Source organism: Pseudoalteromonas sp. DL2-H2.2 (genome assembly GCF_021532535.1).
Classification (GTDB): Bacteria; Pseudomonadota; Gammaproteobacteria; order Enterobacterales; family Alteromonadaceae; genus Pseudoalteromonas; species Pseudoalteromonas rubra_A.
Window position 1 is genome coordinate 262,995 of the sequence record NZ_JAKGBD010000005.1, and the last position, 24,282, is coordinate 287,276.

Genomic DNA, 24,282 nt, shown 5'->3' on the forward strand with positions numbered 1-24,282 from the left:
AATGAAAGTTATTTTATTTGGAAATGTACCTTTAGCAAGTTGGTTAATTGAACAATTATTCTTATCAAAAATAGAGTTGCTAGGGGTTGTTTACGATGACCACCAAAGTAACGACTTCTCGCATCATGGTATGAACTATACCACAGCAAAGGCGACTTGCGAAAAGTTAGGTATAAATAGGATCTCTTTTACAGAAGCAAAAGAATTAGCATTAAAAGAACCAATACTTGGAATATCAGTTCGTTATCACAAATTATTCAAAAAAGATTACTTTGAAGCATTTAGCCCAGGCATTATTAATCTTCATGGTGGCGAGTTACCAAGGTTTAGAGGGACTAATATAGCAAACCATGCTGTTTTACAAAATGTAAAACGCGGTGCGGGAACTCTTCATTATATTGACGAAGGGGTTGATTGCGGCGATATAGTCTACAGAGAGTTTTTTGATGTAGTTGATAACGCCACAGCTTTCGACTTTTTCACACAAACACTCTGCGCTTTACAAGCAGCGTCAATTAAATTGATAAAACTATTAGAAGAAGGTAAGGAAATTCCAAGAACAAACCAAGATTACTACATTAATGAATTGGGTGAGGTTGCCCATGAGTATAAAAAAAAGGATTTAGATAAACTTAAAGAAATTACTCAATATGACCTGATTAATGGCATGGTTGATAGAAAGGTACGTGCTTTTACCTTTGGAGATCACTGTGGGGCATACCTCTCTGAAGGTGATAAGAAATATTTAGTTAGTAAGGCTTAATGATGAACTTTTTATTTACTTGTGTTGGCCGTAGAAAATACTTGGTAGATTATTTTAAATCTGAATTACACAATAATGGAAAAATTGTTGGCGTTGATATGACAACAACAGCTCCAGCCTTGGCTGCTTGTGATAATTGGCATTTGGTACCGAGTGTATACGATACTGACTATATTGGTCGTGTTATTGAAATTTGTAAGCTGGAAAAAATAGATGTGCTTATCTCTTTAAATGATATGGAGCTTCCTATTTTATCGAAGCACCGCTCATCTTTAGAGGAGTTAGGTGTAACTTTAGTTTTGGCGAATGACTCAGCAATAGATATTTGCTCTGATAAATACAAAACATATTTATTTTGTAAAGAGAATAATATACCCGTGCCTTCTAGCTTTATTAGCCTAGATACAACTTTGGCTGCTATTGCTTCCCATTCTGTAAATTACCCATTAATTGTTAAGCCTAGGTGGGGTTCAGCTTCTTTTGGTTTGTATGTGGTTGAAACTGAAAAAGAGTTGATTGAAGCTTACAATGCCTGTAAGAAGTCTTTGAGTATTTCATACTTATCTCAGTTTAAAGAATCTAATGATGATGTATTGATTCAAGAGTTCATTAAAGGTAAAGAGTATGGGCTTGATATATTTAATGATATGAATGGCCAATTTAAAGGAGTTGTTTGTAAGGAAAAATTATCAATGCGGGCAGGTGAAACAGACAAGGCTATGACTGTAAAAGCGGATCGTTTTAGTGATTTTGCCGCCAAAATTGGTAGTGAATTACAGCACGTTGGTAATATGGATTGCGACTTTTTAGAAAAAGAAGGTCAGCTTTATTTGCTGGAGCTTAATCCAAGATTTGGCGGTGGCTACCCGTTTTCACATGAAGCTGGTGCAAATTTAGTAAGAGCATTAATTATGTCGATTCAAGGTCGAAGTGAAGAGATTACTATAGACTATGAGGTAGATAAAGTTTTTGCTAAATGTGACACTATTGTGGCAGCACGTTGATTATTATGAGAGAGCAATAATGTTAAATACTCCTTTTTCTCCTTGGCCAAGCTTCACACAAGAAGAGGCTGATGCGGTTAGTAATGTTGTGTTGTCTAATAAAGTAAATTATTGGACAGGTACTGAAGGGCGAGAATTCGAAAAAGAATTTGCGGCTTGGGCTGACAGTGAATATGCCGTAGCTTTGGGCAACGGTACACTTGCGCTTGATATTGCTTTAAAAGCGTTAGGTGTAACTACTGGCGACGAAGTTATTACTACACCGCGTACTTTTTTAGCCTCGGCCAGTAGTATTGTCACTGCTGGCGCTTCGCCTGTATTTGCGGATGTTGATCTTAATAGTCAGGCTATTACGGCTGAATCTATCAAAGCGGTACTTACACCTAAAACTAAGGCTGTCATTGTGGTTCATTTAGCAGGTATGCCTGCAGAAATGGACGCCATTATGGCGTTAAGTGAAGAGCATGGTTTTTATGTCATTGAAGATTGTGCGCAAGCGCATGGTGCTAAGTACAAAGGTAAATCTGTAGGCTCTATTGGTCATGTTGGCGCATGGTCTTTTTGTCAAGATAAGATTATGACAACGGGCGGAGAAGGGGGGATGGTCACCACTAACTCGAAAGAACTGTGGTCAAAAATGTGGAGCTATAAGGACCATGGGAAGAGCTTCGACGCAATTTATAATCGAGAACATCCTCCCGGTTTTAGGTGGTTACACGAAAGTTTTGGTACCAACTGGCGCATGACTGAAATGCAGGCCGTAATAGGCCGTATACAGCTGACTCGTATGACTGAGTGGACAGGAAAACGCCAGAAAAATGCACAACTCATCGACAAAGCACTTGGCGACTTGAGTGCTGTAAGGCTTGTAGATGTACCTGAGCATATAGAACATGCAGAATATAAACACTATGTATTTGTTCGCCAAGAGAATCTTGCCCAGGGCTGGACTAGAGATAAAATAGTTCAAAAAATAGGTGAGTTAGGAGTTCCTTGCTTTCAAGGAAGCTGTTCAGAGGTCTATCTTGAAAAGGCATTTGACGGCACTCCCTGGAGACCAAAAGAGCGTTTGAAGAACGCTGTAGAGCTTGGGGAAACCTCAATCATGTTTCTAGTTCACCCAACGCTCACGAGTGAAGAAATGGTGAAAACCACAGCGGTGATCCGCGAAGTATTTACCATGGCTTGTCGTTAGGTTGACCAAGCTTTACCCTAAGCACAGTGTATTAAGTTGGCTAACTGTGCTTTTTTATATATCATTTATCATGCAACAATAAATATGTCTTTGTGGACCAAATGACTAAGCTTAAGGATGTTTCATGGATAGCTATTTGCGCTCAATGTTGAGTGCCTCGCGGGCAAAAAAGCGCCTAATTACTTTGTTTATTGATTCGTTGTTTATCATAAGTGCTTTCTGGCTTGCTTTGATAGTACGTCTCGATAGCTTTGAGCCATTGGTGTATAGCTATAACTGGCTTTTGTTGAGCCTCGTTCTTCCCATTAGCTTGTTTTCTTTTATTAACCTTGGTTTATATCGAGCGGTACTAAGATATGTTGGTGCACATGCAGTGGGAGCAATAGTTACAGGCACCGTCATTAGCACTGTTACGCTTGTGATATTGGCTTTTTTCCTGCAAATTAGCATTCCACGCACAATGCCGCTGATCTATGCATGGCTGGTTATTCTGTCAGTTGGTGGCTCCAGAATAATGGTAAGATCGATGGTTGGCAGGCTTGCATCTGTCAATAAGCTACCAATAGTTATTTACGGCGCTGGTGATGCTGGGAGGCAGCTGGCGACTGCGCTAGGAGCGGGACCTGATTACTATGTTACCGCATTCATCGACGACGACACTTATAAACATAACTCAATTATTCTGGGGATCCCGGTTGTTGCGTTTGAATCACTCTATAGGTTGATAGATGCAGGTAGAGTAAAAAAAATCCTTCTGGCGTTACCCAGCGCATCAAGAGCCCGGCGCAAAGAGGTGCTTGCTAAGCTAGAAAAGCTACCTGTGGAAGTACTTACTATCCCTGGTATGGCTGATGTGGTCGAAGGCAAAGCAAATCTGGATGAAATCAAGGACGTAGAAATCGAGGACTTACTTGGTCGCGATAGCGTTTCACCTAAATCTGAACTGATGACTGCAAATATTAAAGATAAATGTGTGATGGTTACAGGTGCTGGCGGGTCTATCGGATCTGAGTTATGCCGCCAAATCGTTGATAATCAACCTAGTAAGTTGGTCTTATTTGAGCTCTCAGAGTTCGCACTATACTCAATTGAAAAAGAACTCTCTGAAACTATCAGAAAGAAAGGGCTGGATATTGAGATTATACCAATCGTTGGCTCTGTACAACGAATTAACCGAACGGAAACATGCATGAAGGCCTTTGCTGTAGAGACTGTATACCATGCAGCAGCTTACAAACATGTTCCTTTAGTTGAACACAATGTTGTTGAAGGGGTGCGTAACAATGTATTTGGTACTTATTACGCAGCCAAAGCAGCTATTAATTCCGGCGTTAAAACTTTTGTTCTGATTTCCACAGATAAAGCGGTTAGGCCCACCAATGTAATGGGGGCGACCAAGCGAATGGCTGAGCTGGTACTGCAAGGTTTAGCAAAAGGGCAAAATAAAACCCGTTTTTGTATGGTGCGTTTCGGCAATGTGCTTGGTTCTTCAGGTTCGGTTGTGCCTTTATTTAGAAAGCAAATTAAACAGGGCGGTCCAATCACGTTAACTCATCCAGAGATAACGCGTTTCTTCATGACTATCCCAGAAGCTGCTCAGTTGGTTATTCAGGCAGGTGCCATGGGGAGGGGTGGAGATGTGTTTGTCCTTGATATGGGGGAATCGGTCAAAATAAAGGACTTGGCGGTAAAAATGGTGCACTTGTCGGGGCTTGAGGTAAAAAGTGAAACCAACCCACATGGTGATATAGAAATCAAATGTACTGGCCTGAGACCCGGAGAGAAGTTATATGAAGAGCTACTTATTGGTGAGAACGTTGAACAGACCACCCATGAGCGGATTATGACTGCAAATGAAGTGATGTTGCCGCTAAAAGAACTTGAAGATATTTTAGATTCACTAGATAAGGCCTGCCATGATTTTGATCATGAGGTGATAAGACAGCTACTTTTGAAAGCGCCAACTGGATTCAGTCCCACAGATGGTATTTGTGATCTCGTGTGGAATGCAAGGCAGAACGCCGAATCACAGCTTGAGAATAAGGTGGTTAATCTTAAGTAATAGGTTAGCTGAGTAGTATAATCGCTCGGCTATTTTTGCTTTGCGGGTCTTCGGTTGTTAGGTTGCTTGCTACGTTGTTCTAGCTATTTTGAGATGAGTAAAAAACTGATGCACATGCTGTAGCTCAGTCCATTTTTGTTGTGTTTCAATATATCTATTGACCGTTGACTGTTTCTTTTTCACTCCCATTTATAAAGCTCTTAGTGTTATAGTAGCCTTAAATTTTCTCTAAAACTGAATACCTTAACCGGACAGAGGACTATGTCTAAATTAACCCCTATTCTGGCAAGCAGCCTGTTATCTATATCGCTACCTAGTGGTGCCAGTGAGGCACCAAAAAATCACCAAAATTTTACTGGCTCTACAGGTTTAGTGAATACGCCCTCTGCAAAGGTTTTAGCGCCAGGCGTGATTGACATCGGTTATAACAACCAGCTCAACTTTAGGGGGTTAGACTATGTTGATGGTTACAATTATATTTTTTCGGCAGGTATGTGGCCTGGGTTAGAAATCAGCGGTCAGATTTCCAGCAGTAGCATGCACGACAATGGGTTTCTTTTAGCTGCGTTAGGTGACGATCAAGTTCGAGATTTATCCTTCAATGCTAAATATCAAATCCCGTTTGTGCCTGAAGATTGGTTTGACTTAGCCATTGGCGGGAAAGACATGGGTGGAGCAGCAAATCACTATGAGTCTTATTTCGCTGTTGCCTCAAAAGACTGGCTAGACTTTCGCTTTTCGACCGGGGTAAGCACCAGTAAAAGCGAAATCGGTATGATGGATGGCGTGTTTGCGGGTGTTGAATGGCAGCCTTTGGAGTGGTTTGCTTTGCAACTTGAGCATGATGCTGAAGCGGTGAATGCGGCCGCGCGTGTGACAGTCCCTAAAGCCTGGTTGTTTGATCTTGGCACCCTGACGCTGACAAGTCGCTTTTACAGTAATACAGAACATAGCGAAAGAGATACCTATTACGGCATTAATTTTTCTATGCCATTATCCGAGCAATCCCGAGCTGACTATCAAGAAATAAAACCTGCGCCGGACAATGCAGGTGTAATAGCACAGTTGTCAGAGCAAGGTGTACAGCCGGCGAAACCACCTAGAGCTGTCCCCCCTAGATCAGCTAATTTAGCCACAAAAACGCAAAGTAATGCTCTAGACTTGACTCAGAAAGTCAATGTCGGTGAATTGAACACTGAGATCCGGGCGCTTAAGCAGGCGCTAGTTGCAGATGGGTTTGAGAACGTTCAGGTGGGTATGAATCGCGAACCTGTTATTGTAGTTAAGTTCGAAAACCCAGTGTTTAATCGCAATGACTTGGATGCGATAGGGGTTGTACTGGGTCGGGTTGCACAATATATCAGTGATGACAGTGCAAGCTATACAGTTCAGCTGAGCAAACATGATATTCCGCTATTGTCTTTGTCAGGGCAAGTGGACAGCTATCGACAGTTTATCACTGAGGGGACCTCGCCGGGTGTTGTTATTCGCCAGGGTATGATGGATGTTCCGGGTGGCGTCGCCTGGATTGGCGATGGCTCCGTGAACAGCCCTTACTTCAAACCGCGTTTGACCTTAGGTCCGGCATTGAGTTCAACGTATGCCACTGAGTTGGGCGTGTATGACTTCTCATTAGCACTCAGAGCGGATCTTGAAATCCCGCTATGGCGTGGCGCAGGTGTCAATATCACAGCACAAACCGTGGTTGCTGACACAGAACACTTTGAAGCCGGTGGTATTTTTGAGGCGCGCCGAGAACGAAATGGCCTGGAGCGGGCTATCTTCTACCAAACATTGGATTTGCCATTTGGCTTGTACAACCAAACTCAGGTAGGCTTTTTCCGTGAATATTATGATTACACTGGCATTATCAACGAAACAGCCTGGATAAGTCCGTCTGGACGCCATAAGCTCTATAACACCTATGGTTTCTTCGACTATCAAGATTACAATGAAGACCGTGACTATCATGTTATGGGATACCAGTATCATTGGGTTGAGCAAGATATTTCATTCCATCTCTCCGGGGGCGAATTCTGGCGGCGCGACAAGGGTATGAAAGTAGAGACCAAGTTCTGGTTTGGCGACAGCTATGTGTCAGTCTATGCCTACGATACGGATGTGCAGGTTGCTGGTATATCTTTCAGTATCCCATTGACACCAAGAAAAGACATGGCCGTATCTAAGTATGGGCAGGTGAAAGGGAATCAGGCATGGCGACATAGTGTGGGTACACGTATTGGTGAGAATAAAAATGCGCTGGTTTACAAAAAAGGCTATATCCCTGAAACCTCTGTTAGCCTTGATCGCACCTACTTTAACCAGGGTCGATTGTCGGGCAGTTATGTCTATGCCAACCTTGCCAGGCTGCGTGAGGCGTATCTGACCTTTAAATAATTTTACCGTTAACAAGTCGGGCTGATCCCATTATCAGCCCGTGCCATTTTCACCCTGCCAGCCCCTTTTTTTGAATGTTTTATCAGCAACAGATCTGTAACTGTGATCCATCACAAATAAATTCAGTTTGATGACAAAAATCTGAAATTTATGCTTGAGAATTGTGTCTTTCGCTCCAATACTTAGTTATAGGTAAACAACAAAAGGGAGCGCTTATGAAAATTAATCTTTCAGGCCACCATGTAGATATGACTGAAGCAGTAAAACAACACGTAGATGAAAAGTTTGCCAAAGTTGCTAACCACTTCCCGTCGCTGTTGTCGATAGACGTCATAGTCAGTAAGGAACACAAGAAATTTTATACTGAGATCAACACCAATTATTCAGGAGCCCGGATATCCGTAAGAGGAGAGGATGACGTCATGTATCCGGCCATTGCAAATGCAGCTAAAAAATTAGACGCTGCACTAAAACACAGAAAAGGCCAGCTTAAGGCCAACAAACACGAAAAACCTGTGAGCACGACGCCACCGATTGCCCATGAAATCATTCAGGAAATGAACCTGAATTAGAGATAAAAACAAAGAAGCCACCTAAGCGGTGGCTTCATTCGTAATGCCCTTCACACAGCCCCGTCAAAGCCCATCTGGCGCCAGGATTCATACACAAACACAGAAACTGCATTAGACAGGTTCATGCTTCTGCTATCTGGCCGCATGGGGATCCGCAGCCGATGCTCAGGTGGCAATGAAAAAATAACATCTTCCGGCAAGCCCCGTGTTTCTGGACCAAACAACAGGCAGTCACCACTTTGATAGTCTGGTTCATGATGATACCGGGTGCCTTTCGTGGTGCAGGCAAACACTCTGTTTGGCTTGCGCGCTGCGAGGTAGTCCTCCAGTGAAGGGTAGCGTTTTACTTCACTGAATTCATGATAATCCAGGCCGGCACGCCTGACCCGCTTGTCGTCCCAGTCAAAGCCCAAAGGCTCAATAAGGTGCAAAGAAAACCCAGTATTGGCACACAAGCGAATGATGTTGCCCGTATTGGGGGGAATTTCAGGTTGATATAATACGATGTCTAACATGGAAAACCTCAAAATGATATTGCCTGCAGTATAACGCATCCTGCACAAGGGCTAAAAGATGTGGTGGTATCTGAGCCGGTAGAAGTAAGGCCCACCTGTCTAACTATTCAATCCGGCGTCACTAATTTTTCATTTTCATGACTTACACTATAAGATAAGCCTAACCCGGAGTTTAACGAGGTTGTTGAGGTAATAGGTGACCCATAATTATAACTTTTTAGTTCGATTTTCCAGTATCTTTACGCTGGTCATGGCGGCGCTGATGATAGCGGCTAAGGCCTGGGCGTGGCTGGCGTCCGGCAGCGCGGCCATGCTGGGATCGCTCACTGACTCTCTGCTTGATGTCAGTGCATCTATGATGAGCTTTTTGGTGCTGAGCTATGCGCTTCGCCCGGCTGATGATGACCATCGCTTCGGTCACGGCAAGGCTGAGGCACTGGCTGGACTCGGTCAGGCGGCGTTTATTGCGGGCTCGGCTTGTCTTTTGACCTTTCATGGCATCGAGCGCTTATTTAACCCGGTAACCATCCAGCACAGCCTGCTGGGGGTTTGGGTGAGCCTGTTTGCGGTTGCTTGTACATTTGCGGTGGTCGTTGTACAGCACCAGGTTGTAAAGCGTACTCAGTCAATCGCCATCAAAGCCGACTCCTTACACTACAAAGGAGATATTCTTCTTAACCTGGCAGTGCTTACGGCCCTGTTGTTGAGCCATTGGCAGGTTCAGCACGCAGACGCTCTGTTCGCCATCGGGGTTGCAGCTTATTTACTCTATAACTGCTGGGAAATTGCCCGGGAGAGTGCAGATCACCTGATGGACAAAGAGCTGCCCGATGAAGAAAAAACCGAGATCATTCTGCTGGCATCCAGCCATGAGGAGGTTTATGGGGTGCACGACCTAAGAACCAGGCAAAGTGGTAAAGTGAAGTTTGTACAACTGCACCTGGAACTGGACGACCATATTCCGCTAGCCCGCGCACATCAGATCAGTGATGAAGTGGTGGCCCATATTAAAGCGGCGTTTGAGTCGGAGATGGACATTCTGATCCATCAGGATCCGGTGTCACTGGCGGTATCACCGGTCACATAGTCAGACAAAGAGGGGGCTGTTGTCGATCCCTGCCCAATGAGCTGGTGGACAAACGAATAAAACTGGTTCAGCACTGCTCGTCTGACTGTGTCTTTCTCACATAATAGCTCGTGTTTACCCGGGTAATGGTGTAGCTGGCAAGCGACATTGTTGGCCGCAAAATGTGTATGGGCGGCGGAGCAAACTATGCTGTCATGTTGTGCGCTGGCGATGCTCACTGGCAGATCAATGCGTTGCTGTACCATGCTCTGTGTAAATTGCAGTGCCTGCTGCAACCAGCGAAAACTGACCCCGCCCAGCTGCAAGTCAGGGTGCTGCTGATATAACTGCCTGAATATCGAATAGCGCAGTTCGCACTGCGTCAACTCATTGTCTGCGAAGGCTTTGGGCATGTAATCCGCCTGACCGACGGCATAACTTTGTCCCAGCCCTAACGCACAGGCTGTGGTAGCAATTCCCTGAGCCAGCCAGGCTGGGTAGGGTGCTGTATTAATCGCAAGCATAGGCGCGCTGAGAAAGGCGCCAACGGCGGGGCTGCTGTAACGTGTGAGATAATCACAGGTGATAGCGCCGCCCATAGAATGGGCCAGAATTACGCTTTGCCCGTGCCATTGAGGTAAGACGACTTGGTTGATGAACGCATCAAGGCAATCACCGTACTGCGCAAACCGCTCAATATAGCCAATGTGCAGGTTGCTAAGAAAGCGGCCAGACAGGCCCTGACCAGGGTGATCATAGGTGAAAACGGCAACCTGATTGCGGCTAAACTCCCAGATCAACTCCTGATACTTGTGTGCCGATTCTATCCGGCCGTTGACCAGTATGACGGCAAACCGGGCATGCTCGGGTATATGGCTGGCATAAAAGAGCGGCCCGACCGGGCTGTCAAAGGTGCCTTTTTGGCAGGCTTGCCAGTGCGCTTCTATTTGCGCCAGATTATCGGATAAGTGCTTACTTTCGCTATAAAACATGCTTGTCTATTGGCAGCTCTACGATGACACGCAGACCACCGTGGTTACTAAACTGAATACGGCCATGATGCACTTTTATGGCATGTTGCGCAATTGCCAGTCCCAGGCCAAACCCGCCTGAGCCTGCAGTTCCCTCTGGTGTGCGTGCCTCTGAGGCTCTGAAAAAAGGAATACAGAGTTTTTCCAGCATGGCATCGCTGACTCCCGGTCCGTCATCACAAATCGTCACGCTCAGCCGGTTGTTTTCACATTGCGCATCCAGTGTAATTTGTTTGTTTGCGTACTTTATGGCGTTTCGCAATATGTTCTCAAACGCACGGCCAAGTAGCATGTCATCCACTGTCAGGGTCAGGTCGGGTAATGTTTCCCAGTTGACCTCTTTGCCCAGTTGCTGACTCTCAAAACTGGCATCGTCCAGGATGGGGTCCAGCAAGTCAGCCAGTGATATTGCATGCAGGCTCACTTGTTGCTGCTGAGATTCCAATCGCGATAATTGCAGGATATCACTCAGCATATGTTCAAGCAGATGTGCTTCTTTCTCGACTCTTTGCAAATAGGGCATGAGCGATTCTGGTGCTTTATCGCTGGCTATGCCATTTGCCATCTGCAGGCGAGTGAGCGGAGATCTGAGCTCATGAGAGATATCTGCCAGCAGGCGCTTTTGTTGTGTGACATGTGCCTCGAGGTGGCTGGCCATCAGATCAAAGTCTTTCCCCAGCTGCCCCAGTTCGTCCTGGCGTGATGTGCTGATGTTTGCACGCGTATCCAATTTACCTTGTGCCAGTGCTGCAGCGGCTTGTTGTAACTGCCTGACGGGTTTGAGCAGGCCACGGGTAAACCACAGACTAAAGCCAAAGCTGGCGAGGAGCAGGATCAGTATTTTCACCCACGCTGGCAGCAATCTGATCTTTGTCAGCACCCTGGGATCGCGGTGATCCATCAGTTGAAAAAGCTGATACGATTCGCCCTGTAGCCGAATATCCAGCGGGCCAAAAGCCCGGTACTGCTCGGTGTCGACAACCTGCGGGGGGGCATTGACGGTAAAGTTCAGGAGCGACAAGTCCCATTCCAGCAAAGTTGGGTGGCTCAGCACACTTTTTAATTCGTCGCTGTGGCGTAAGTAAATTTTTGGCCCGTGAGTGCGGTTACGACCGGGCAGTAAAGTGGCAAGAGGTTGCTCCGGGCGGTTGTCAGCGCGGCGTTTCAAAGTTCGTTGCAGGTGGTGCAGATTCTTTAACATAGCCGGGCTTAGCTGGCGAGTTTCTAATAGCTTGGGCTGCAACAGGCTGACACTCATCAGCAGCACTAAAGTGGCGGCAATCGTTCCCCAAAACCACACGAATACTTTTATTAGTAAGTACTTCCTCACGCTATGCCTTTAGAAAAATATAGCCTGAGCCACGTAATGTTTTGATATAGGTATGCGAGCTGTGCTGTGCGATTTTCTTTCTTACATTGCTGACATGCATATCAACCGATCTGTCATAAGGTGCTAAAGGGCGGCCAAGCACAGTGTGTGACAGGGTTTGTTTGGTCACCGGCTGACCAGCCGATTTAATTAGCTGATGCAACATCTCGTATTCCGTGCCAGTCAGTGGTAATGGTGTGCCCTTGATGCTGGCAGTGCGTGAAGCCAGGTCCAGCTCCAGATCCTGATATTTGAAACTGGGTGCCACGGAATTATTAAGCAGGTGTGCAATGCGCCGGGTGATGGCCTTGATCCGTGCCAGCAGCTCTCTGTGATTAAAGGGCTTGGGAATATAGTCATCTGCGCCCAGCTCCAGGCCAAAGATACGGTCAAAATCATCGCCTTTAGCCGTCAGCATGATCACCGGCGTCATTTTTTTTGCGCGCAGTGCTTTAAGCACTTCAAAGCCGTCCAGCTGGGGCAGCATGACATCCAGCAGGATCACATCAAACTCTCTGGTTAGTGCCATATCCAGCCCCTCAGGGCCGGTATAAGCGGCATAAACATTACACCCTTCGCTTTGCAGATACTCTTGCAAGAGTTCACACAGGCCCCGGTCATCGTCAATTATCAGTACATTGGCGCTCATACTGTTACTCAGTCTCTGTTCCTGTGTCTATCTTACCTTACTATAGAAGTAAGGTGACTGACTTTACACTTCTTTACGCTCAATACATTAGGGGGATGATCCAGGAATGTGTGGGGGCTGAAACAGCACTTGACAAAACTTTACACAACCTTGACGTTGCTTTGCTCTGGCGTTGCTAAAGTGATATCCAACTTAACAGGAGACGCTACCATGAATACACACACTAAAACCAAGATCCGTCACACAGTTAAAGCACTGTTACTGGCCTCAGTGATGGCCGGCAGTGGTGCCGCACTGGCTGATACCGACGTGAATGAGGCGCAGCCTAAAGCTGCTAATATGAAGCCGATGAAAAGTATGGGCCATATGCTGCTATCAAAGCGTGCGGTAAAGCACCTGGGTCTGACCCAAAGTCAGCAGGATGAGTTAAAAATCCTTTTTGACGCGCAGCGCGAGCAGGTGAAAAATTTGCGCGGTGACAAAGACAAAGGTGAGCATCATGAGGCGTTTAAATCATTGATTGAGGCAGAACAATTCGACAAAGCACAGGCACAACTGTTGCTGGAGCAATTTCAGCCACAGAAGCGTGAAATGATGCTTATCCGGCTGGAAACACAGCACAAGGTATATCATATTTTAACTGAAGAGCAGCGCGCCAAACTCAAGCAGCTGCGTCACAAGCGTATGGCTAAAAAGCACCATTAACACCCGTCTTCGTAACGATTGTGAAAAGAGAAACTGCCCGGATGACTACCGGGCAGGGATTATTCTTTAAAGAAATTATCGTCGTTTTTGGCCAGCATTGCTTCCAGATCTTCCACCATATCTCTGGCGGCTTCCGGCGACAGATCGGCACTGTTGAGTGGTGTTGAGATTTTATTGTTCTCTTCAGACCACTCACCCAAATCTATAAGCTGGCAGCGTTTAGAGCAAAAAGGACGATGTGGGCTTTGCGCCGACCAGACCACGGCCCCCTGGCAGGTAGGACATTTTACAGAAACAGGCATAAGCACCTCAGTATAACTCATTTTCTCTATTGTACTGTGTGGTCGTCTGGGCGTCACGGGTCGCAGACTAATTAGTAACTGGTTACCCGGTTAATCTCTGCCAGAGACGTGATCCCATCCGATGCTTTTTTCAACCCGGACTGACGCAGATTCGCAAATCCCTGGCTCGCGGCAAGCTCGGCAATTTCCAGTGAGTTACCCCCTTCCATAATGGCATGTGAGATTTCCGGTGTGATCTTCATCACTTCATAAATACCGACCCGGCCCTTGTAACCATCGGTACAATGATCGCACCCTTTGGGGGTGTAGAGGGTCATATTCTGAATTTGCTCAGCAGTAAAGCCCTGGCGTTGTAATTCTTCGGTGGGCAACTGCTCTGGCTCTTTGCACTTGGGGCATAAGCGGCGAGCCAGCCGTTGAGCGATGATCAGGCTGACTGAGCTGGCCACGTTATAGGCAGGTACACCCATATTGAGTAAGCGGGTCAGGGTTTCTGAGGCAGAGTTTGTGTGCAGGGTACTCATCACCAGGTGGCCGGTTTGGGCAGCCTTGATGGCGATTTCAGCGGTTTCCAGGTCACGGATCTCACCAACCATGACGACATCGGGGTCCTGACGCAGGAAAGCCCGCAATGCATTGGCAAAGGTCATATCTGCTTTGGTGTTGATCTGTACCTGATTAATGCCTTCCAGGTTGATTTCCACCGGATCTTCCGCCGTGCTAATGTTGCGCTCCGGCTTATTGAGGATATTCAGGCCGGTATAAAGCGACACGGTTTTACCCGAGCCTGTCGGACCGGTGACCAGGATCATCCCCTGTGGTTGCTCAAGTGCATTCAGGTACATGCTCTTCTGATCCGCTTCATAACCAAGCGCTTCAATGCCCAGCTTGGCGGCGGATGAATCCAAGATCCGCATTACGATTTTTTCACCCCACATGGTTGGCAGGGTACTGACACGAAAATCTATGCTCTTGCGCTCGGAGATCTTCAGCTTAATGCGGCCATCCTGTGGCTTGCGCTTTTCCGCGATATCCAGGTGAGACATTACCTTGATACGGGCCGATAAGCGGCTGGAGAGGGCGTGAGGCGGGCTGGCCATTTCATGTAGCAAACCATCGATACGAAAGCGCACCCGGTATTTCTTTTCATAGGGCTCAAAGTGCAGATCCGATGCGCCTTTTTTGATCGCATCCATCAGGATCTTATTGATATAAACGATGATAGGGGCGTCGTCTTTTTCTTCATCGTTGTTTTGTGCTTTGGGTTCGTCCTCAACATCCAGGCTGGCGAATTCTTTAAATTCATCCTCACTCAGGCTGAGGCTGCTGTTATCGTCAAACAGTTGGTCAATTTTCTGGTCGAGCAGTTTATAGTCGACAACCACAACTTCACATTGCAAACCGGTGCTGAATTCAAAGTTCTCAAAAGCCCCGTAGTCGGTAGGGTCTGAAGTCGCAATAAAGAGTTTGCGATCCTTTTTCACCAGCGGCAGCAAATGATGCTGGCGAATGAGCTTTTCTTTAACCAGCTCTTTGGGGACCTGAGTAATGTCAAAGCCGCTCAGATCAAAATAGGGGACCCTGAACAAGTCAAGGCATTGCTCGGCCATCTCCTGGCTGCTCATGCCGCTACACAGGCAAATGAGCTCTGCCGTTGAGTGGGCATCGGCTTGTTTGGCTTTAACCTGCTCAGCAGTGAGTTTGCCAAGGGTAATAAACTTTCTCAGTAATGGCGAGTGATGTTCCATAATGCTCTTAAGACTTCAACGAGTTACACTAAATGTAGCAAAAAATGCGGTGATCCGGGTAGTGAATTAATAGCAAACCGGGCCAGGTGTGGGCGGGTATGCCACCCATCACGCATGATTGGCCTCTGCAAGCTGCAAAAAGCTTTTATGTAAGGCAGTAAGTTGTGCTTGCATCGCTTCAAGCGGTTGATTGTTGTCGAGAATAAAGTCGGCTTTCGCGCGCTTATCGGCTCTGCTCATTTGCGCTGCAATGATTTGCTCAATCTGCTGCCGGTGGGCATTGTCTCGTGCGCAGGTGCGCGCTATCTGCACCTCCACAGGCACATCGACGAGCAGGGTTTTATCGCAGTATTTATCCAGCGTATTTTCAAACAACAAAGGCGCCGACAAAATAACATAATCGCTGTCGGCGTGCGCCAATTGTGCCAGCAGCTGGGCGCGGATCATCGGATGTAGCAAGTTGTTCAGCCAGTTTTTTTCATCTTCGTCGGTAAAGATAATAGCGCGCAGTGCCTGGCGGTCCAGCGTGCCTTCCTCTGTCAGGATGTGCTTGCCGAAATGGCTCACAATGGCCTCCAGCCCCTGGCTGCCAGGCTCGACGACCTCCCTTGCCACCACATCGGCATCCACAACGCAGATCCCTTGTTGACTGAGGTAGTCGGACACTGTGGTTTTACCGGCACCGATCCCGCCGGTTAAGCCTAAGATCCAGTTGGCCATGGTTATGCTCCTAACAACGAAAGATACCAGCGACTTAGTTGCTCACCATATAACAGCGTCAGCCATCCGGCAATGGCCAGGTAAGGGCCAAAGGGAATTGGGGTGGCCTTGTCTTTGCCCTGCACGGCCAGTTGAGTTGCCCCAATGACGGCACCAACCACACTGGATAACAAAACAATAATGAGTAACGACTGCCAGCCCATTAGCGCACCAAAGACTGCCAACAGTTTAAAGTCGCCAAAGCCCATGCCTTCTTTACCTGTAAGTAGCTTAAACACCCAGTAAATGCTCCACAGACTCAGATAACCCACGGCAGCGCCTGTGATGGCTTCAGCGGGAGAAATGGTGATGCCTGCGACGGCGGCCAGCAGAGCAAACCAGAGCAAGGGCAAAGTGAGCTGATCGGGCAGCAGCATATGGTCAATATCGATAAAGATCAGGGCTATCAGTACCCAGGTCACCAGCAAATACACCAATGCCTGTGGGGTGGCGGAAAAATGCCAGGCCAGCCAGAGCGACGCTGCGCCGGTCAGTAGCTCAACCAGCGGGTAACGTTTTGCAATGGGGGTTTGGCAGTAAGCGCATTTGCCCCCCAGAAATACCCAGCTGAGTAGCGGAATATTGTGTTGGAGTTTAATTTTGGTGTTGCACTTGGGGCAGGTTGAGCCAGGTGTCATCAGATTGAATGTGGTGGGTTCGCTTTGCTGGGGCGCCTGCTCCAGAATGACCCGGCATTCGCTCTGCCAGTTGCGCTGCATCATCACGGGCAGGCGGTAGATCACCACGTTTAAAAAGCTGCCAATACACAGGCTGGTTAGTGCGACAGTGAGCAGCCAAAACCAGGTTTGCTGCTCCATAAGGTGCCAAACTTCTTGCATAATAAAGTCTTTGTTATTGTTAAATGACGGTGCCGAGCTGGAATATAGGTAAATACATAGCAACAATCAAGCCGCCAACCAGCACGCCCAGGATCACCATGATCATAGGTTCGAGTAATGAAGACAGCCCATCGACCGCATCATCTACTTCCTGCTCATATATACTGGCTACTTTTGCCAGCATGCTGTCGAGTGCGCCAGACTCTTCGCCGATAGACACCATTTGTACCACCATATCGGGAAAGATCTTGGCATTACGCATGGCCCAGTTCATCTGATTACCTGAACTGACCTCGCCTTTGATGTCTAATATGGCATTTTTGTAGATGATATTACCGGAAGCACCCGCAGCGGACTCAAGCGCGTTAACCAAGGGCACGCCTGCTGCAAAGGTGGTTGATAAGGTTCTGGCGTAGCGGGCAACGGCCGCTTTTTTAAGTATTTCGCCAATGGCTGGAATTTGCAGCACCATGCGGTCGTTAAAGTGGCGCACTGCGGCGCTGCGTTGCAGGGCTTCTTTGTAAGCATATCCGGCCCCGCCAAGGCCAATCAGGAACAGCCACCAGTATTCTTGCATAAATTCAGAGATGCCCAGCACCATCAGGGTAAAACCTGGCAGTTCCGCGCCGAAGCCGGTGAAAATTTCTTCAAACTGAGGCACAACAAATATCAACAGGATGGAGGTCACAATCAAAGCGACGGAAAGCACCGCAATGGGATAAAACATCGCCTTTTTAATTTTGGATTTAAGTGCTTCGGCTTTTTCTTTATACAGGGCAACCCGGTCAAAGATCCGATCCAGGGCACCTGATTGCTCGCCCGATTCAACCAGGTCGCAGTATAGCTCATCGAAATATTTGGGATGGCTGCGCAGCGACTTAGCCAGTGGCTGACCGGCTTTTACTTCATCGGCAATGTGGGTGATAAGCTTACCGAGGCTTTTGTTCTTTGCTCCCGACGCAATCATATCCAGTGCCTGCACTAATGCCACCCCTGCAGTCAGCATAGTGGCAATCTGCCGGGTAACGACGGCAATATCTTTGGGGGTAATTTTTTGGGTGCTGCTTAACCCGAATAGCGGCTTAGGTTTGCGCTTTACTTTAGAGGGCGTGATCCCTTGCTTGCGCAGTTGCGCTTTAACCAGGGCCACACTGGTGCCGGTGAGCTCGCCTTGCAGGCGTTTACCACGGGCGCTTACGCCGACCCAGATAAAGGTATCGACTTTGGCGGTGTTTTTGTCGGGTTGATTCATAAGGTATGATAGTAAAGAGGGAGCCAGGCTCCCTCATATTGTTCGTAATCCGCGATTAAGTAGATACAGTACAAGTAGCTGGTAGCCACGCCGATTTAGTCGCGACATCTACCGTAGCGGTACATTTCCACTCCGTGATGGTGAAGCCAGTAGTGAAGTCGCCAGCTTCTGCGGCATCATCGTCATTCTTATACGGAGTTACTTTAACAACCACACCGGCCATGTCGGATTGTCCCGTGATAGTGATGACACCAGCAGTATCAACAGAAACACTGGCAACCATTTCTGTTGCTTCACCTGTGGTGGCAGATGCACAGTTAGCTGGCGCACCACCAACCTGTGAAACTTCAGTCACACACGCCTTAGGCATGGTTGAAGCTGCCATCAGCTCAGAGCCTTTAGCACGGTTTATATAATCCTGATATGCCGGTAGGGCAACGGCAGCAAGAATACCTATGATTGCGATTACAATCATTAATTCGATAAGGGTAAAACCACCCTGTTGTCTTTGCGTCATGATGTGTCTCCTAAGGGATGTTAGACCCGATGCCAGCAACCACTCACACCAGGGGTTTATTAAATCTGTGCTCTTTACGTTAGGGCCTCAGTATAGGCCTTTATTACTATAATAAATTTGTTGTAAATCAAAGTGGGTAATCATTCTTTTGGCGTAGTGCCCGGTATTATTGTTTATCGAGAAAATAGTCATCGATAATAATAGTTACCGAGAAAAACTTACCTATTACCCACCAGTCTACGACATTACTATGACAGTTGTGGTGCCCCGGTTTTAACAAGAACCGGTTTACACACCTGCCTAAGTTACACTTGCTGTTAAATTACACGCTGGCATGTTTCTAAGAGTACACACTTTTTGAGTGCTAATTCTTTGTTCGTATTAAAAAGTGTTTTCTCATGCTTGTCAACGAACTGGCTTTGTATTTTCTTACAAAGCCGTTACACCTGTTACTCAAAGCGCATAGACAAGTCTATACTCTGCAGGTGTTTCGTCAACGCACCGCTTGATATGTAATCAACACCTGCCTGCGCATAGGTCGCCAGCTTATCTAAGGTCATATTACCCGAGACCTCCAGCTTAGCTCTACCAGCAGTTTGTTTAACGGCAATTTGAATGTCTTCAACGGTAAAGTTATCAAGCATAATGATATCGGCGCCGGCATCTAGCGCTTGTTGCAGCTCCGCCAGGCTTTCCACTTCGACCTCAACGGGCTTGTCGGGGTGATTTTGTCTGGCCTGTGCCACTGCCTTGGCGATGCCACCGCAGGCTGCAATATGGTTCTCTTTGATCAGGAAGGCATCAAACAAACCGATGCGGTGGTTTTTGCCGCCGCCACAGGTCACCGCATACTTCTGCAATGCGCGCAGGCCCGGAATGGTTTTGCGGGTATCCAACAGTTGTGTGCTGGTATCGGCAAGTGCTGCAACTGATCGCGCGGTGGCAGTGGCTGTGCCCGACAGGGTTTGCACAAAGTTCAGGGCAGTCCGCTCGGCAGTGAGGATCGCCCTGGCGCTTCCCGTTGCTTCAAAAATACGCTGGTTTGGCGTCAATGTGTCACCGTCATTGACCAGCACATTCACCTGTACACTGGGGTCAACTTGTCTAAACACCTCAAGGATCAGATCCTTACCACAAAACACACACGCTTCGCGTGTGATCACATAGGCCTTTGCTTGTTGTGAGGCGGGGATCAGGGCTGCGGTAATGTCACCATCGGCAGCGCTTTGATTATTCAGGTCTTCATCAAGTGCCAGCTTAACCAGCTGCGGGATCTGTTCATTTATCATGGGTAATCTTAGCTTTGCTATTCAATAGCCTAATTCTACTGCGTTACGCCAGTTAATGACAATGTCGTTTATTAACGGCAACCATGGGCTGCTTCGCAATCCTTTGAACAGTGTCAAAATAACATAGTGAAAGTATGGCAAACTTGCTAAGGTAAGAGCACAGCGATATTGGCTAAGTATTTCTATTTATGCAGTTAAATTGGTATCCGGGCGCACAGCAGCGACGCTCCCCCCATTACAATGAACGCCCGCCAGCGTGTAACCCGTCTTTGCTGGTGGTGCATTGTATTTCGTTGCCTGCGGGAGAATATGGTGGTCACTACATTGACGACTTATTTATGGGCACGCTGGACTGTCAGGCACATCCCAGTTTTGATTCACTGCGTGGTGTGAGGGTGTCAGCCCATTGCCTGATCCGCCGTGACGGTGCCATCATCCAGTACGTGCCGTTCGATAAGCGGGCCTGGCACGCCGGAGTATCTGTGTTTGCAGGACAAGATAACTGCAATGATTTCAGTATTGGTGTGGAGCTGGAAGGAACAGACACAACGGCATACACTGAAACCCAATATCAGACACTGGCCAAGCTGACGTTATGGCTTCAGCAGCAACTCCCGGTATTGACCTCGGAGCGTATTGTTGGCCACAGTGATATTGCCCCCGGGCGCAAGCACGACCCGGGTGTGGCGTTCGATTGGCACAAGTATTTTGCATTGATAAAACAAGAGTAACGGACATGATGTTGATTTCTATCATAATAGCTTTAGTGATCGAGCGCCTGGGTGCCCGTTCAGAACATTGGCAGATTGACTTTTATTTGGGTAAGTATCTGGCTTTGAGTAAGAAACAGCTCAGTGAAAAGGGCATGTTTGGTTCAGATTTTGGGGTCATGATTTGGTTTGTGCTGCCTACCATATTGGTTGCGCTGGTATATCACCTGTCAGACTTTGTGCTCTTTCAGTTAATACTCAATGTATTGATCTTGTTGGTTTGCTTTGGCTGTGGCCGTTATCGCCGCTTATACAAAGGATACCTCAATGCTCTGACGCGGGGAGACTCAGAAGCAGTCACACTGTATGCACTGCAAATGGGCCAGGAGCGGACCGAAACAGAGCGCAATGGTGAAACGTTCGGGCAAACGCTGGTATGGATTAACTTTCAACATTATTGTGCGGTGATGTTCTGGTTTGTGATGCTGGGTGCACCTGGAGCTGTGCTTTATGCAAGTGTGCGCTATCTGGTTGAGACGCTCACGGAGCGTCAGGAAGACGACTTACCGGCTCAGGTGAGCTTGCTGCGCAGTTTGCTCGGGACTCATACCAAAAGATTCACTAAGCTATTGTTCTGGCTTAACTGGTTACCAGCCAGGGTTGCCAGTTTTGGTTATCTGATCATAGGTAACTTCACGAAAGGAACCGGGTGTTGGTTAAAATACTTGCTGGATTTTGATACGCCAAACCGGCAGGTGGTGAGTGAGATTGCGCTGGCCGCAGAGCAGATAGAGCAGCAGTTTTTTGGTTGCACCTACGAAGCAACCTGTATGATGCGCCTGGTTAAGCGCAATATCCTGTTCTTCCTGGTATTGACCGCACTGCTGACTTTGTTTGGCGGTTTGAGTTAACCCAAAAATACCCGACAGGCTGGTTAAGCTGGCCTGTCAGGCGGTTACGAGCCCGGTTGAGTGGCCAGCCAGGCTCGTTTGCGCTCAAGCATAGCTGCCAGCTGATTGCCTTCAACATCTAATGTGGGCAGCAGCTGATCCGTTACCTCAATCATGTCGCACACACCCGCAACATTCCACAATGCCTCTTCTAGTCCCTTAGCCTTGTGTATCGCATAATGGCTGACGTATCTCAGTTCGTTGGCCAGGTAATCCATATCCGGGCGACCGGTTTTGGAAATATAAAGATGAAACACAAACAATAACTCTTTCTTGAGTGCCCGTTTGATAAACAAGAACAAGGGATCCAGTGATTCCCCAGCGGCAATGCACTGACTTTTAAGTGCTTCTTGGAGCGTTTGCGCCTTTGGATCAAAACGTAAGAAAACCGTGTATTGCAGCGGCTTGTCCTGACGTGACTGTTTGCGCAGCCGTTCACTCAGATATTCGCCAATAAAGTCGCTTGGTAGCAAGCCATGGGGTTGCACATACTCCTGATGGTTATGGTGGATCACTTCACTGAGCAAAATCTTGTGCAGTGTGGTGGGGTAGAGCCCCTGACCAATCGCACCAATTTTAAAATGGGCTGCGGATTTGTGTAGGTACAGCGGGAACTGACAAATACTCTTAGTAACCATGTTGCGCAGTGCATGTGATAAGCCTGGGATCCTGGGGGCTTCTTCGCACGGTTGCAGTTTATTCTTATTGTTTTCAATCAGGATTTTAAAAAACGCAATGGCGGTATGCTGCACATTACTGAGAATATTCACTTTCAGGTTAATGATGGTCTTTGCCTTGTTGACCGCCATCACCTCATACCTGAGTTTAGTCAGGTTATGTTGTTTGGTAATTTTTTGCAGCTCTGGCAGGTCGAGATGCACAATATCGCCTTTTTGCAGTGTCGCTGGTTCATCCAGTGCCACCTGTAAGCCCATTACTGAGAAGTCTCGGGTATGGCCATGCAACGCCGCGCCATCTTCTGCGGCAACAGTCACAGCAGTTTTGTACAGATAGCGCTTGTGCGAGCGCAGGTTGACATATTCAAGCGCAACGACCTCCAGTGGCGGCGGCACTTTAGCTTTCCCGTGACCAAATTGCTTGATCAGGTTAACCTGCTCTTTAGCGTATTGCAGTGCCTGATAATGGGCTGTTTGCTGCTCGGTGGTAATATCGCTGAGCGTCATCAGGTATTTTACGTTCTCAATCAACCCCTGAACCCGGGGGGTTGGACGTTTATTCAGTTTCTCGACATTTTTGCCGGCGCTGGAGGGCAAAGACAGCGGAATAAAAGCATCTTCATGGTGGCTTGGCATCAGCTGAACCTTAAAGATCCGCCAGCTGTCTTTTTGGCTGCCAAAGCCCATAAATAAATCATGCAACTCAGCCGATTTCTTAAGCTCCCAGTCAAACGCCGAGTAAAAATAGATCTTACCGTTTTTGCCATGGGTGAATGTGTAACAATAGGCCTCTTTGACAGGCTCTGGGCGCTGCAGGAGCATATCCAGGCGCTGCTGGTTAAAGACACTATACAAAGAGGAGGTTTTGCGCTCATCCTCAAAGTAATAGTTGATGTGCGCGTTGTTTTCATTGGTCAGTACCAGGCTTGGGTAGAGCATGGTTTTAGCCTGACTAAAAAACACGAACAACGAATTTACGCGAGGCAGGTAATACTGCTCATAGCCCTTACACACCACCGCATCCATGGTGTTATCCAGGTTAATTTTGTAGCGTCGCTTATTGCCATGAATAAAGCTTTGTAAAAAGTCATCAAAGCCACTGTTGTTTTCGACAAAAGTGCGCTTCAGACGCACATGGTTGTATTCATTGGAGACGGGGTCTACCGCGACCACTTCATACTGGATCCCGCTTTTCAGGCCAAGCTCAAAGTCCTGCTCCAGGCCAACCAGGCGCAGTGACACTAAATCGCCTTTATGTAAATGATAGTTGGGCGCCAGTTTGATTTTCGCGCCACTGAGAGAAATGTCTGACGTACTGGCATTAGCAAGCCGCTGGTTGCCAAACTCTACCGTGATCTTGATAGAGTAATTCATCCGCTCTTCTATGCGGCTTTCGTAAGAGGCAAAGCGGATGTACTGGGTGGCCTGAGAGAGATCCTGCCCGGGGGTGTCTTCATCCTGCTGCTGGGCTGCCTGCTTTTGCATAACTTTAAAGTTATTGTCGGTGTTCATCACCGCTTCGTAAACGGCTAACGTATAGCCGCCATAGCGAGCCACTTCTTGTTCAAATACCCGGATCGCAACATCGTCCATAAAGTGTTGCTTGCCTTCGTACTCATAAGGTTTCACTTGTCCAGATACCTGACCACGCAGGTCGATAAAACGCGCGACGGGCTGAGACAGCCGGGTCATTTCCATTTTCAGCAAAAACTGGTCTGGCTTGCTCAGTTGCGCTGTTTTTTGCTTGAAGATAAAGTCAAAATTCGGATCGCCGAGATCAATCTTTAATTCATCTATTAAGTCTTGGTATTGTTGTAATTTATCTTCAGCCATAGGTACACATTTTAAATCAGCAGATCTTACCCGGTTATTGTTTCAGCCTTTGCCAAATTTATGTCAGTATTAACGCTT

General features: G+C 47.3%; 22 protein-coding genes. 10 read left to right on the forward strand and 12 right to left on the reverse strand.

Features of this window, described 5'->3' with window-relative positions:
* Position 1: 1 nt before the first annotated feature.
* The 6 genes from L1285_RS11025 to hpf all read left to right on the forward strand — a co-directional run bounded on the left by L1285_RS11025 (position 2) and on the right by hpf (position 7,993).
* Positions 2-763, forward strand: a complete 762-nt coding sequence (locus L1285_RS11025) for a formyltransferase family protein (RefSeq protein WP_235412373.1) — start codon at positions 2-4, stop codon at positions 761-763.
* The gene (locus tag L1285_RS11030) at positions 763-1,767 is read left to right on the forward strand and encodes an ATP-grasp domain-containing protein (protein WP_235412374.1); all 1,005 of its coding nucleotides are present in this window, start codon (positions 763-765) and stop codon (positions 1,765-1,767) included. Before L1285_RS11025 ends, L1285_RS11030 begins: the two co-directional genes overlap by 1 nt.
* A gap of 19 nt (positions 1,768-1,786) precedes the next feature.
* Complete coding sequence (locus L1285_RS11035) at positions 1,787-2,962, forward strand: DegT/DnrJ/EryC1/StrS family aminotransferase (protein WP_235412375.1); 1,176 nt, start codon at positions 1,787-1,789, stop codon at positions 2,960-2,962.
* A gap of 124 nt (positions 2,963-3,086) precedes the next feature.
* Positions 3,087-5,024 carry a polysaccharide biosynthesis protein gene (locus L1285_RS11040; protein WP_235412376.1) on the forward strand — a complete coding sequence of 646 codons (1,938 nt, stop codon included), beginning with the start codon at positions 3,087-3,089 and terminating at the stop codon, positions 5,022-5,024.
* Positions 5,025-5,285: 261 nt separating this feature from the next.
* Positions 5,286-7,421, forward strand: a complete 2,136-nt coding sequence (locus L1285_RS11045) for a YjbH domain-containing protein (RefSeq protein ID WP_235412377.1) — start codon at positions 5,286-5,288, stop codon at positions 7,419-7,421.
* Between the two features lie 215 nt (positions 7,422-7,636).
* Complete coding sequence (hpf, locus tag L1285_RS11050) at positions 7,637-7,993, forward strand: ribosome hibernation-promoting factor, HPF/YfiA family (protein ID WP_054014760.1); 357 nt, start codon at positions 7,637-7,639, stop codon at positions 7,991-7,993.
* A gap of 50 nt (positions 7,994-8,043) precedes the next feature.
* Here the strand turns inward: hpf and trmL are convergent, their stop codons facing one another.
* Positions 8,044-8,508 carry a tRNA (uridine(34)/cytosine(34)/5-carboxymethylaminomethyluridine(34)-2'-O)-methyltransferase TrmL gene (gene trmL / locus L1285_RS11055; RefSeq protein WP_235412378.1) on the reverse strand — a complete coding sequence of 155 codons (465 nt, stop codon included), beginning with the start codon at positions 8,506-8,508 and terminating at the stop codon, positions 8,044-8,046.
* A 196-nt stretch (positions 8,509-8,704) separates the two neighbouring features.
* On the opposite strand from trmL, the gene L1285_RS11060 reads away from it, so the two are divergent.
* A complete protein-coding gene (locus L1285_RS11060) occupies positions 8,705-9,595 on the forward strand; it encodes a cation diffusion facilitator family transporter (protein WP_275041937.1) in 891 nt (296 codons plus the stop codon).
* Here the strand turns inward: L1285_RS11060 and L1285_RS11065 are convergent.
* The 3 genes from L1285_RS11065 to L1285_RS11075 are packed head-to-tail and all read right to left on the reverse strand — an operon-like array spanning position 9,556 to position 12,623.
* Positions 9,556-10,566 (reverse strand): alpha/beta fold hydrolase, encoded by a 1,011-nt coding sequence (locus L1285_RS11065; protein ID WP_235412379.1) that lies wholly within the window; start codon positions 10,564-10,566, stop codon positions 9,556-9,558. The genes L1285_RS11060 and L1285_RS11065 overlap by 40 nt on opposite strands.
* The gene (locus L1285_RS11070; protein WP_235412380.1) at positions 10,556-11,935 is read right to left on the reverse strand and encodes an ATP-binding protein; all 1,380 of its coding nucleotides are present in this window, start codon (positions 11,933-11,935) and stop codon (positions 10,556-10,558) included. Before L1285_RS11070 ends, L1285_RS11065 begins: the two co-directional genes overlap by 11 nt.
* A 1-nt stretch (position 11,936) precedes the next feature.
* On the reverse strand, positions 11,937-12,623 hold the full coding sequence (locus L1285_RS11075) for a response regulator transcription factor (protein WP_046006260.1): 687 nt from the start codon (positions 12,621-12,623) through the stop codon (positions 11,937-11,939).
* Positions 12,624-12,833: 210 nt separating this feature from the next.
* Here L1285_RS11075 and L1285_RS11080 point away from each other — a divergent pair, with 210 nt between their 5' ends.
* Positions 12,834-13,328: a Spy/CpxP family protein refolding chaperone gene (locus L1285_RS11080; RefSeq protein WP_235412381.1), complete on the forward strand. Its 495-nt coding sequence runs from the start codon at positions 12,834-12,836 to the stop codon at positions 13,326-13,328.
* Between the two features lie 59 nt (positions 13,329-13,387).
* On the opposite strand, the gene yacG is transcribed toward L1285_RS11080, so the two are convergent.
* The 7 genes from yacG to nadC all read right to left on the reverse strand — a co-directional run bounded on the left by yacG (position 13,388) and on the right by nadC (position 20,034).
* Entirely contained in the window at positions 13,388-13,630 is a 243-nt protein-coding gene (gene yacG / locus L1285_RS11085; RefSeq protein ID WP_235412382.1) for a DNA gyrase inhibitor YacG, read from the reverse strand.
* Positions 13,631-13,701: 71 nt separating this feature from the next.
* Positions 13,702-15,378, reverse strand: coding sequence for a type IV-A pilus assembly ATPase PilB (gene pilB, locus L1285_RS11090; protein ID WP_235412383.1), 1,677 nt, complete (start codon positions 15,376-15,378; stop codon positions 13,702-13,704).
* Positions 15,379-15,486: 108 nt separating this feature from the next.
* A complete protein-coding gene (gene coaE, locus L1285_RS11095; protein ID WP_235412384.1) occupies positions 15,487-16,098 on the reverse strand; it encodes a dephospho-CoA kinase in 612 nt (203 codons plus the stop codon).
* A gap of 2 nt (positions 16,099-16,100) precedes the next feature.
* On the reverse strand, positions 16,101-16,976 hold the full coding sequence (locus L1285_RS11100; protein WP_235412385.1) for a prepilin peptidase: 876 nt from the start codon (positions 16,974-16,976) through the stop codon (positions 16,101-16,103).
* A gap of 19 nt (positions 16,977-16,995) precedes the next feature.
* Positions 16,996-18,228: a type II secretion system F family protein gene (locus L1285_RS11105; RefSeq protein WP_235412386.1), complete on the reverse strand. Its 1,233-nt coding sequence runs from the start codon at positions 18,226-18,228 to the stop codon at positions 16,996-16,998.
* A 55-nt stretch (positions 18,229-18,283) separates the two neighbouring features.
* Entirely contained in the window at positions 18,284-18,745 is a 462-nt protein-coding gene (locus tag L1285_RS11110) for a pilin (protein ID WP_328285029.1), read from the reverse strand.
* A gap of 449 nt (positions 18,746-19,194) precedes the next feature.
* Positions 19,195-20,034: a carboxylating nicotinate-nucleotide diphosphorylase gene (gene nadC, locus L1285_RS11120; RefSeq protein WP_235412387.1), complete on the reverse strand. Its 840-nt coding sequence runs from the start codon at positions 20,032-20,034 to the stop codon at positions 19,195-19,197.
* A gap of 188 nt (positions 20,035-20,222) precedes the next feature.
* Here nadC and ampD point away from each other — a divergent pair, with 188 nt between their 5' ends.
* A complete protein-coding gene (ampD, locus tag L1285_RS11125) occupies positions 20,223-20,765 on the forward strand; it encodes a 1,6-anhydro-N-acetylmuramyl-L-alanine amidase AmpD (RefSeq protein WP_235412388.1) in 543 nt (180 codons plus the stop codon).
* Between the two features lie 5 nt (positions 20,766-20,770).
* The gene (ampE, locus tag L1285_RS11130; protein WP_046006251.1) at positions 20,771-21,655 is read left to right on the forward strand and encodes a beta-lactamase regulator AmpE; all 885 of its coding nucleotides are present in this window, start codon (positions 20,771-20,773) and stop codon (positions 21,653-21,655) included.
* 44 nt (positions 21,656-21,699) lie between these two features.
* Here the strand turns inward: ampE and L1285_RS11135 are convergent, their stop codons facing one another.
* Positions 21,700-24,204 (reverse strand): PilZ domain-containing protein, encoded by a 2,505-nt coding sequence (locus L1285_RS11135; protein ID WP_235412389.1) that lies wholly within the window; start codon positions 24,202-24,204, stop codon positions 21,700-21,702.
* Positions 24,205-24,282: the final 78 nt, after the last annotated feature.

Bases quoted from the DNA above. Each gene is read 5' to 3' on its own strand.
- L1285_RS11025 (WP_235412373.1), top strand. From the start codon at position 2: ATGAAAGTTATTTTATTTGGAAATGTACCTTTAGCAAGTTGGTTAATT.
- L1285_RS11030 (WP_235412374.1), top strand. From the start codon at position 763: ATGATGAACTTTTTATTTACTTGTGTTGGCCGTAGAAAATACTTGGTA.
- L1285_RS11035 (WP_235412375.1), top strand. From the start codon at position 1,787: ATGTTAAATACTCCTTTTTCTCCTTGGCCAAGCTTCACACAAGAAGAG.
- L1285_RS11040 (WP_235412376.1), top strand. From the start codon at position 3,087: ATGGATAGCTATTTGCGCTCAATGTTGAGTGCCTCGCGGGCAAAAAAG.
- L1285_RS11045 (WP_235412377.1), top strand. From the start codon at position 5,286: ATGTCTAAATTAACCCCTATTCTGGCAAGCAGCCTGTTATCTATATCG.
- hpf (WP_054014760.1), top strand. From the start codon at position 7,637: ATGAAAATTAATCTTTCAGGCCACCATGTAGATATGACTGAAGCAGTA.
- trmL (WP_235412378.1), bottom strand. From the start codon at position 8,508: ATGTTAGACATCGTATTATATCAACCTGAAATTCCCCCCAATACGGGC.
- L1285_RS11065 (WP_235412379.1), bottom strand. From the start codon at position 10,566: ATGTTTTATAGCGAAAGTAAGCACTTATCCGATAATCTGGCGCAAATA.
- L1285_RS11075 (WP_046006260.1), bottom strand. From the start codon at position 12,623: ATGAGCGCCAATGTACTGATAATTGACGATGACCGGGGCCTGTGTGAA.
- L1285_RS11080 (WP_235412381.1), top strand. From the start codon at position 12,834: ATGAATACACACACTAAAACCAAGATCCGTCACACAGTTAAAGCACTG.
- yacG (WP_235412382.1), bottom strand. From the start codon at position 13,630: ATGCCTGTTTCTGTAAAATGTCCTACCTGCCAGGGGGCCGTGGTCTGG.
- pilB (WP_235412383.1), bottom strand. From the start codon at position 15,378: ATGGAACATCACTCGCCATTACTGAGAAAGTTTATTACCCTTGGCAAA.
- coaE (WP_235412384.1), bottom strand. From the start codon at position 16,098: ATGGCCAACTGGATCTTAGGCTTAACCGGCGGGATCGGTGCCGGTAAA.
- L1285_RS11100 (WP_235412385.1), bottom strand. From the start codon at position 16,976: ATGCAAGAAGTTTGGCACCTTATGGAGCAGCAAACCTGGTTTTGGCTG.
- L1285_RS11105 (WP_235412386.1), bottom strand. From the start codon at position 18,228: ATGAATCAACCCGACAAAAACACCGCCAAAGTCGATACCTTTATCTGG.
- L1285_RS11110 (WP_328285029.1), bottom strand. From the start codon at position 18,745: ATGACGCAAAGACAACAGGGTGGTTTTACCCTTATCGAATTAATGATT.
- nadC (WP_235412387.1), bottom strand. From the start codon at position 20,034: ATGATAAATGAACAGATCCCGCAGCTGGTTAAGCTGGCACTTGATGAA.
- ampD (WP_235412388.1), top strand. From the start codon at position 20,223: ATGCAGTTAAATTGGTATCCGGGCGCACAGCAGCGACGCTCCCCCCAT.
- ampE (WP_046006251.1), top strand. From the start codon at position 20,771: ATGATGTTGATTTCTATCATAATAGCTTTAGTGATCGAGCGCCTGGGT.
- L1285_RS11135 (WP_235412389.1), bottom strand. From the start codon at position 24,204: ATGGCTGAAGATAAATTACAACAATACCAAGACTTAATAGATGAATTA.